The 8,184-nt window shown below is 70.5% G+C and carries 9 protein-coding genes and 1 pseudogene; 9 read left to right on the top strand and 1 reads right to left on the bottom strand.

The window, feature by feature from the left end; all coding sequences use genetic code 11:
• Positions 1 to 280: 280 nt before the first annotated feature.
• From kilB to IE267_RS32595, 7 genes and pseudogenes are all read left to right on the top strand, one after another.
• Positions 281 to 733 (top strand): plasmid transfer protein KilB, encoded by a 453-nt coding sequence (gene kilB, locus IE267_RS32620; RefSeq protein WP_189765644.1) that lies wholly within the window; start codon positions 281 to 283, stop codon positions 731 to 733.
• Positions 734 to 833: 100 nt separating this feature from the next.
• The gene (locus IE267_RS32615; protein ID WP_189765643.1) at positions 834 to 1,097 is read left to right on the top strand and encodes a DUF6284 family protein; all 264 of its coding nucleotides are present in this window, start codon (positions 834 to 836) and stop codon (positions 1,095 to 1,097) included.
• A complete protein-coding gene (locus tag IE267_RS32610) occupies positions 1,094 to 1,945 on the top strand; it encodes a protein spdB (RefSeq protein WP_189765642.1) in 852 nt (283 codons plus the stop codon). The genes IE267_RS32615 and IE267_RS32610 overlap by 4 nt, the downstream gene beginning before the upstream one ends.
• Positions 1,945 to 2,285, top strand: a pseudogene (locus IE267_RS39855) (RRQRL motif-containing zinc-binding protein). The gene IE267_RS32610 and the pseudogene IE267_RS39855 overlap by 1 nt, the downstream one beginning before the upstream one ends.
• Positions 2,285 to 2,602 (top strand): hypothetical protein, encoded by a 318-nt coding sequence (locus IE267_RS32605; protein ID WP_189765641.1) that lies wholly within the window; start codon positions 2,285 to 2,287, stop codon positions 2,600 to 2,602. Before IE267_RS39855 ends, IE267_RS32605 begins: the two are co-directional and overlap by 1 nt.
• Positions 2,603 to 2,676: 74 nt before the next feature.
• Positions 2,677 to 4,794, top strand: a complete 2,118-nt coding sequence (locus IE267_RS32600) for an FtsK/SpoIIIE domain-containing protein (protein ID WP_189765640.1) — start codon at positions 2,677 to 2,679, stop codon at positions 4,792 to 4,794.
• Positions 4,795 to 4,999: 205 nt separating this feature from the next.
• On the top strand, positions 5,000 to 5,455 hold the full coding sequence (locus tag IE267_RS32595) for a hypothetical protein (RefSeq protein ID WP_189765639.1): 456 nt from the start codon (positions 5,000 to 5,002) through the stop codon (positions 5,453 to 5,455).
• On the opposite strand, the gene IE267_RS32590 is transcribed toward IE267_RS32595, so the two are convergent.
• Complete coding sequence (locus tag IE267_RS32590) at positions 5,445 to 6,461, bottom strand: SRA domain-containing endonuclease (RefSeq protein WP_189765638.1); 1,017 nt, start codon at positions 6,459 to 6,461, stop codon at positions 5,445 to 5,447. The genes IE267_RS32595 and IE267_RS32590 overlap by 11 nt on opposite strands.
• Before the next feature lie 135 nt (positions 6,462 to 6,596).
• Here IE267_RS32590 and IE267_RS32585 point away from each other — a divergent pair, with 135 nt between their 5' ends.
• Positions 6,597 to 7,475, top strand: coding sequence for a bifunctional DNA primase/polymerase (locus IE267_RS32585; RefSeq protein ID WP_189765637.1), 879 nt, complete (start codon positions 6,597 to 6,599; stop codon positions 7,473 to 7,475).
• 3 nt (positions 7,476 to 7,478) lie between these two features.
• Positions 7,479 to 8,184: AICE element replication initiation protein (locus IE267_RS32580; protein ID WP_506417459.1), on the top strand; the 706-nt coding region annotated here is incomplete at its 3' end.

Here is an 8,184-nt window from a genome sequence, read left to right as displayed (position 1 = left end):
CGTTCCGATTGCGCTGTACCTGCATGACCCAGGAGCCCCGCGTTGGACGGGGGGAGGTTTCCCGGCGCCTTGTCAGCCGGAGGGCTTGAGACCGAAAGGTCACGTCCCCATACGCCTTCAACGGGAGTTCCGCTCCCAAAGGGGACTTGCACGCTCATCCACTCGCCGCTTACGCGGCGGCCGGTTGCCTCCCCCGCCCGTCCGGGAGCCCTTCGGGGTGGTCGTACGGGCGGGGTGGCAGGGAGCCGGACCATCCGATCCGAACCCTTTGGGGGACGTCATGATCGCAACGCTGATAGCCGTACTGGGCACGCTCGCCGGTGCTTTGGTCGCCGGGTTCATGCAGCACCTGACCGCGCACCGCACTACCCGGGCCGCGCAGTCCGAACGGCGCCGCCAGGCACTGGCCGAAGCGGTCCCGGCACTGCTGGCCGCTCTGGTCGGTCACCGTGAACAGCAGTACCTGAAGATCAAGGCCCGCCGCGAGGCTCTGGCCGACACGGTAGGGGCACGGCAGGCCCGCTACGCGGCCCGCTCGGCCGTCACCTCAGCCATGGACACCCTTCACATGGCCACCAGCGACCGCCGCCTGTTGGCCCTCGCGCAGGAAGCGGTCAACGCGGCCATGGCCCTCGGTGACGTCCCGGCCGAGGAACTGGACGAGGCCGGGCTCCGGGCCCGCCAGGCACACACCGCACTGCGCGAGGCAGGCGCCACCGCCCTCTACGCCTGACCCACCAAACAGTCCCGCACGACCCCTTCAACGGCGCGGCCCCGGAGGTGCAACTCCGGGGCCGCATGAGCCGTACCACCTGCTAGGGAGACCACGACTCATGAAGAACATCGCCGCACTCCAGACGGCCGTTACCGGCACCCTGCCGGACATCGAGCCGACGCCGGCCGAACTCGACGCCATCGACATCGAGATGCCGCTGATCCTGGCGGAAGTCGAGTTGCTGGAAGCGCAGATCATCACGTTGGACCACACGCCGAACGAGCTGGACACCCGCCGAATCCGCCGGGCCCGGCGCAACGTCCTCAGGGCCCGCCGGGCACTGGGCAACCAGCACGCGCGCACTGCGGGCGGTGCGGCATGAGGACTAAAACTGTTCTGCCTGCCGTCGCGATGACTGCGGTGTCCATGGTGCTGACCCTGGCCGTGGTCCTGCTCTGGCTCGGGACGGCCGTCCCGTGGCCCGTCGCGCTGGTCGTCGGTCTCGGCATCGACGGCGGATGGCTCGCCACCCTGGCCTACGAACGGCGCCTCGCCGCGCAGGGCGACCACAGCGCGGTGGTGACCGGGGTCGGCTGGGGCTTCGGCCTTATCGCGACCGGTGTTCTGGTCGCCCACGCCCTCACCGCCGACGGCTCAACGGGTGCCTGGCTGGCGGTTGCATGGCTGCCCGTGGCCGCGAAGGCTTTGTGGCTGGTGCACGGGCTGTGGGAGCAGACCGCGCTCACGGCCGGGGCGCTGGACGCGATCCAGGGAATCCGCCAGGAAGCACGCGACGAAGCAGCTGTGGCCCGGGCCCGGCTGCGGTCCCAAGCCGCCACGGAGGAGACCCGCCTGGCGGCCGTGACGACCTCTGGGGCGCGCGTCGCACGGGTTCAGGCGAGCACCGCCAAGACTCTTTCCAAGGCGTGGGCCACGCTGGAATCCACCCGGGCCGGCACCGACACGGGCAGGGCGCTGACCAGCGTGACGGCCCCCGTCACGCCCGGAGTCACGCCCCCGTGGGAGTTGCCCGTCTGGGGCCCTACCGAGCCCGTGCCCGCCCTCGAAGGGGCTCAGTTGACGGATGCGGCGCTGGACGCGTTGGTGGAGGAGATCCGCACGAGCGAGACCCCGGCGCTGTCGTACCGGGAGATGGCCGCTCGCTTCCGGGCGGCCGGACATGCCGCCTCTGAGGTTCGGCTGCGGGCGGCGTGGAAGCGGGTGGCGTGATGGCCACGTTGCCGGTCTACCGGTGGCGCCTCGCACCGGACGGGTTCGCCACCCGTCGCCAGCTCCGTGCGCGGGGCTTGCGGCCGGCTGGCCAGGATGTGGCGGCCCAACTGGAGCGGCCCCGGCGGCGCCGGGGGCGCTGGTCGCGTTCCTGTACCGCGTCGACCTCGCCAAGCCCGTGCGGCCGATGACACCCGCCCGGCGGGCGGCACTGGCCAAGGCCAACGCCGCCCGCCGCTGGTGTCCCGCATGCCGGCGCGATGCCGGATACGTCATCCCGCTCTCGCTCGGCACCTGCGTGCCCTGCGATTCCCGTTCCACCTCTCCGAGGAGCGCGTGATGGGCAAGCCCGACACCCGGCGCCTTGACCGGGAGATCCAGAACAACGAACGCAAGCTTGAAGCGGTCCAGAACCGTGAGTTGTGGCCGCTGAACGGCCGTGAGCGCCGGGGCGTGCTGGGCGGGGTGGTCTCCACCGCGCGTGGTCTGCACAAGGGGACCGGGACCGATCGCGGGGACCGGGCCATGGACACCGCGTGGCAGAGCGCTGAGACCCGACTCATTGCCGAGATCACCGCGTTGCAGGTGGAACGGCAGCGGGTCGTGACGGAAGCCGCCCGGACCAAGGCGGCCAAGAAGTCGTCGGGGTGGTGGTGACCCCCACCCGCCCCGGCCCACACCACTCCGCAGTGATCTTCCTCCCCTGCCTGGACAGTCAGGAGTCAACTCCCATGGATTCCAACGTCGTTCGCCTCACCAAAGACGCCACCGACGCCCCCCAGGGGCCCTCTGGCACGCCGAACCTTGCTGTAGTAGCGCCGGGCGCCGAAACGCCGCCGGTGCCCCTGCGGGTGCGCTCCGGTCGGGCCGTGCGCGCCATCGTCACCCACGAACACACCCGCACCGCCGCCCGGCTGACGGTCCGGCACGGCATGTACGTGGTCGGCGGAACCCGCATCGTCGCCAAGCGCACGTGGGAGGGCCGCACCGCCACCCGCTACGAACGCATGCTCCGGGCCGCCGAAGCCGCCGGGAACTACGAGGTAGCGGCCGAGTGGGAGGAGCGCGGACAGCGCTTCCGCGACGCCCGCCACCGCCGCCGCATGGACCTCCTCCACTCCCCGCTCGATGCCGCCAAGGGCGTGGCCGTGAGCGCCGGCATGGGCGTCGGCTCGCTGGTCGCCCTCGGTGTCGTCATGGCGGTCGCGACGAAGGACGTCACGCAGGTCATCACGCCCCTGATGGCGACGGTCGAGTTCATCAACCTCCTGATCACCGTGGCCACGGTGGTGTGGGGCCCGGCCGTCACGATCGGCCCGTTCCTCGCGCTGCTCGCCCTGTGGGGAGTCGGCCGCCACCAGCAAGCCGCACCCAACTGGGCCCTTCCCGCGGCTGTCCGGAACGGGGAGGGCGAGCCCATCACCCCGTCCATCGTCGTCAAGGCCCTGCGCGACCTCGGCGTGCCCGCACTCGGCCGGGCCATCAAGGAAATGGGCGACGCTGGGGCTGCGATGCTCGGCCCGATCCGCATCGCCGGATGCGGCGTCGAAGTCGACGTCACCCTCCCCTCCGGCGTCTCGACGAACGAGGTCCAGAACCGCCGGCGCAAGCTCGCCGAGAACCTGTCCCGGCACGAGCACGAAGTGTTCATCACCATCCCGCAAGCCGCCCGCACCGTCCGCCTCTGGGTCGCCGACTCGGGTGCGCTGGACGAGCCGATCGGCCCGTCCCCCCTGGTCACCGACGAGACGATGACCGCCGACTACAGCAAGGGCCGCGCCCCCTGGGGCCAAGACCTGCGCGGCGACGCGGCGGCCCTCAGCCTCTACCAGCGCCACCTGCTGATCACCGGCCTGTCCAACCAGGGCAAGACCGTGGCGCTGCGGTCGCTGGCTCTGTGGCTGGCGCTGGACAAGTCGGTGCAGTTCCTGATGGGCGACCTCAAGGGCGTGGGCGACTGGGCCATGTTCAACGGCCTCGCTCAGACTCTGATCCAGGGGCCGACCGACGACCACGTCATCCAGGTCACCGAGATGGTTGAGAGCGCGGTCGATGAGATGAACCGCCGCATCCAAGCACCCCAAGGAGCCGCGTTCCCGCCACTCATCGTGCTGGTCGATGAGGCGCAGGTGGCGTTCATGTGCCCGGCCAAGGACGACGAGAAGCGCCCCTACGGCGGCTCCAAGGCCAACTCCCGCTACTTCATGGCCGTCCGGAAGATCCACAACCAGGGTCGGGCCGTGAACGTCCTGATGTGGCAAGGCACCCAGGACCCGACCAACGAAAACCTGCCCAAGCTCGTGCGCGAAGGCGCCCACACCCGGGCATCGCTCGCGCTCGGCACCGAGTCACAAGCCCGGATGGCACTCGGGGACAAGGCCGTCGACGGCGGCGCCGCCCCGAACCTGCTCCGCCCCGGACTCGACCGGGGGACGCTGGTCGTCGCGTCCGACGGCATCGCCATCCCCGCCGGACAGGCCTCCATCACCGTGCGCACGCACTACATCGACGACGACGCGGCCGTAGCCATCACCGACCGGGCCAAGGCCCTGCGCGACGGCGTCACCACCCTCACCGCGGTCGACCGTGGCGAGCAGCGGGACCCGCTCGCCGATATCGCCTCCGTGATCGGCACGGCCGACCGGGTGCGGACGAAGGACGTGCTCGCTCGGCTCGCCGCGCTCAACGCCGGCGCCTACGGCAAGTGGTCGTTCCTCGATCTCAAGCGCGTCTTGGGCAGCGTCGGGGCCGAGCCCCGCAAGTCCGACGGGGTCATGGTCGTCGACCGAGACCGCGTTACCCGTGCGCTCGCCAACCGCGACGGGGACGGTTCCGCTTCCGCCGCATAGATCAGGGAGCCAACCCCCGGCGGGTCAGGGAGGCAGGGAGAACTCCCTGACCCCCTCCCTGACCCGCCTCCCTCCCCCTCACCTGCGCAAATGATCTGCCAGGGAGTCAGGGAGGCGCGCAGGTCAGCACCCCCGAAACCCCCTCTACAGCGCTCCTGGCAGGGGGTGTCTTTGCCTCCCTGCCCATCCCCGGAAGGGATTCCGCATGTTCCCCGAACAGGCCCGGAACGCGCCCATAGAACGGGCCGTGGAAGTCCACTACCCCGCCCCGATGCCGCCCGTTCCGGCGCCGCTCGCGCCCCACCAGCCGGGCACCGTGCCGACTGTGGCGAGCATCGTCCTGCCCGACGGTAGGGTCGTCACCGGCTACGCCATCGAGCCCGCCAAGCCCGAACCCGTCACCGCCAAACCGGCCGCGTCCCGCACCGCCGTGAACGTCGCGCTCGGCGGTATCGGCTTCGCCGCCGTGTGCGGCGGGCTGCTTGTCCTGACGACGTTCATCGCCGCCATGGCGGCACTGATCCACCAGCTCATCATCCTGGCGGCCGTGATCTTCGGCGGCTGGATCGCCGTACAGGTCTTCGGCCCCCGACACGGGGACGGCGGCGCCGTGGTCAACATCCGCAAAGCGATCTTCAAGCGCAATCACTTCACGGGCTGAGAGGCCATCCGGTGAATCCGGTTTCGGTCTGGTAGACCAGTCCGATCTCCAGCTCTTCGAGAAGTGTCTGTACGTCCGGGGTGGGGGCGCTGGGCAGCAGGACAGCAGTGCGCAGCGTCTCCCTGTTCGGAACGCGGCGGCGGTAGTCGAGGAGCTGGCCGATGGCCATCCGCACGTTGATCCTGGTCGGCTGGCCCTTGGCCTCGAACAGGACGTGGTCGGTGGCGTCGTAGATGTCCGGGGTCAGGGAACCCGGCTCTCCCTCGACGGTGAACTGGAAGCTGTGCGCCTGGTGACCCTTTGCCTTCAGGTGAGCCAGGAACGCGGTGACCAACTCGCCTTCGCGGCGCAGTACCTTGCGCTGGCCGGCCGTGATGTTGGCAGTGGTCTCCGCGGTGCTGTGCTGCTCGGTCTTCTTGACCTTCGTGCTGTCCTGCGTCGGCACCGTGGCGGGCTTGCCCACCACGTCCGCGGGATCGATGATCTCCACGCTGTCCTTCGTGGCTGCGTGGACCTTGTCGCCCTCCGTCCACGCCGGCGTGGTGCCCTCCGCAGGCCGGAGCCGGAACACCAGGACGTTGCGCATCACTTCGTCCTTGCCCAGGGCGCGGCGCACGTCGTAGGGCTTGATGGTGTCCAGCACCATCTGTCCGATGTAGCGCTGGCGCATAGCGCCACTTCCCGACGCCTTGCCGTGGGCGACAAACAGGTGCAACTCGCGGTCCTGCGCAATGTGGTGGAGGAGCGCCTTGTTGCGGCCAGTCGGATGCTGAGGTCCGTTGGCACCCGCACCGGTGTACAGGTACAGCGGACCGAACTCGTCGTCCTCAGCTCGCCCGTCGAAGGTGTAGCCGTACTCCTCACCCGCCGCAGGGTCGGAGTACACGAACACCTTGCCCGCGGCATCCGCCGGCTCGATGCCCTGGAACGTGCCACACCCGTAGGCAGCCGCGATGGCCTGCCGCGTCGTCACCAGTCCCGGCACCAGCTCAAGAGTCGTCGTCATGCTCGCGACCTTAGCCACGCCCACTGACAATCCGCCGCCGGATTATCCGCGGCCAGAACACAACGAGGACGGCCCCCGTCTCGCCAAAGGTCGGGGCCGCCCTCTACTCCTGATACTGACCGGAGGTCTCCCAGCATGACCTACCCCACCGCCATTCGGCGAGTAGCCGAGCCCAACACCGCCTCACCGCACCTGTCCACCGCACTCGCGCTGGCGGCTCACGGGCTTCCCGTGCTGCCCCTTCGCCGCGGAAAGGTCCCATTCGCCAACTGCCCAACCTGCCTGAAGAACGCGTGCGGCGGGCGCCCCAACATGAAGAACCCGGGCCCCTGCCACTGCCCCGACATCTGCCACGCCTGGGCCGCCGCCACCACCGATCCTGTCGTCCTCAACTCGCCTGCCTGGGGGCGGGCGTGGGCTAAGGCCGTAGACGTCGCCTACCACCCCGGGGGCGCCGGGCTGACCGTGGTCGACCTTGACACGGCGACCGCCTTGGCCTGGGCCCGCGAGACCCTGCCGCGCACCCGGACCGTTCCCACCACGCGCGGGGAGCACTGGGTCTACCAGGGCGCCATGCGTTCAGTGAACGGCGTCCGGGCCGGTGTCGACATCAAGTCGACCATGGCCTACGCCCGTTGGCGCGGCCACGGAACCGGCACCCTCACCGCCCTGCCGGACGCCGTGCGCGCGCTGGTCGTGAAGCCGTCCCAGGTCCCGCGCCCGTCGGTCGTGACGGTGGCCGCGCTGGCCGGGGGCGGGCAGTGCCCGCACCGCACGCCCGCCTTCCTGGAACGCGGTATCGCCATGGCGGAGCAGCGGATCACCGAGGCCCGGAGTGCGGTGCACGCGACGGTGTACCGCACCTTCCTGGCGGTGCTGTCCCGGCACGGCCGGTGCGGCTGCCTCACCGACGCCCACGCGGCTCGCCTGTTCACCGCCGCCCAGGCCCGGGGTGAGTCCGCCCGGCACTGCGCGGACGCATGGACCAACGCCCGCACCGCACTGGGGATGTGAGCCATGGCCGAGGACGACAAGAGCCCGGCCCGGCAGATCATCACCGACTACGCCCAGTCGCACTTCCGGTACTTCCGCACCATCGACGGCACCGTCTACGCCCAGCGCACCGGCCACCCCGTGGCCCGCCCCATCCGCTCCCAGGGCACCAGCGGGAGCCACCGCCAAGAACTCATGGTCGGCCTCTTCCGCGACGGGGTCGGCGTCTTCAACGGAACCGCCCTCAAGGAGGCGTTGGACTTGATCGAAGCACTCGCCCTGACCGAGCCGGTACAGCCCACCCACATCCGCGTGGCCCCCGGCTTCGACGGAGCCACCTGGCTCGACCTGGGCCGCGACGACGGCCAGTCCGTCCGCATCCACCCCACCGGCTGGGACATCCGCGTGCCCGACCCCGAAGAGGTCTGCTGGCGGCGCACCCAGCTCACCGGCGAACTCCCCCTGCCCGCCAAGGACACCAACGGCAAGGGGCTGGACCTGCTGCTGAGGCTGTGCAACTTCGCCGACGCCAAGACCGAGGCCCTGGCCCTGGCCTGGCTCATTGGCTGTCTCGGACCGTCCGCCCCCGTCCCGGCGCCGTTCCTGACCGGCCCCCAGGGGGCGGGGAAGTCGACTGGCGGGCGGATGCTCGTGCGGATCATCGAGGGCATGACCGGCGACCTGCGCCGGGCACCGAAGGACGAAGAGAACATGATCACGGCCGTCGCCG

The sequence above is a fragment of the Streptomyces xanthochromogenes genome, assembly GCF_014650455.1.
GTDB classification, from domain to species: Bacteria; Actinomycetota; Actinomycetes; order Streptomycetales; family Streptomycetaceae; genus Streptomyces; species Streptomyces xanthochromogenes.
The sequence above is the reverse complement of the archived record's forward strand: the minus strand, read 5'-3'. Positions and strand labels throughout refer to the sequence as shown.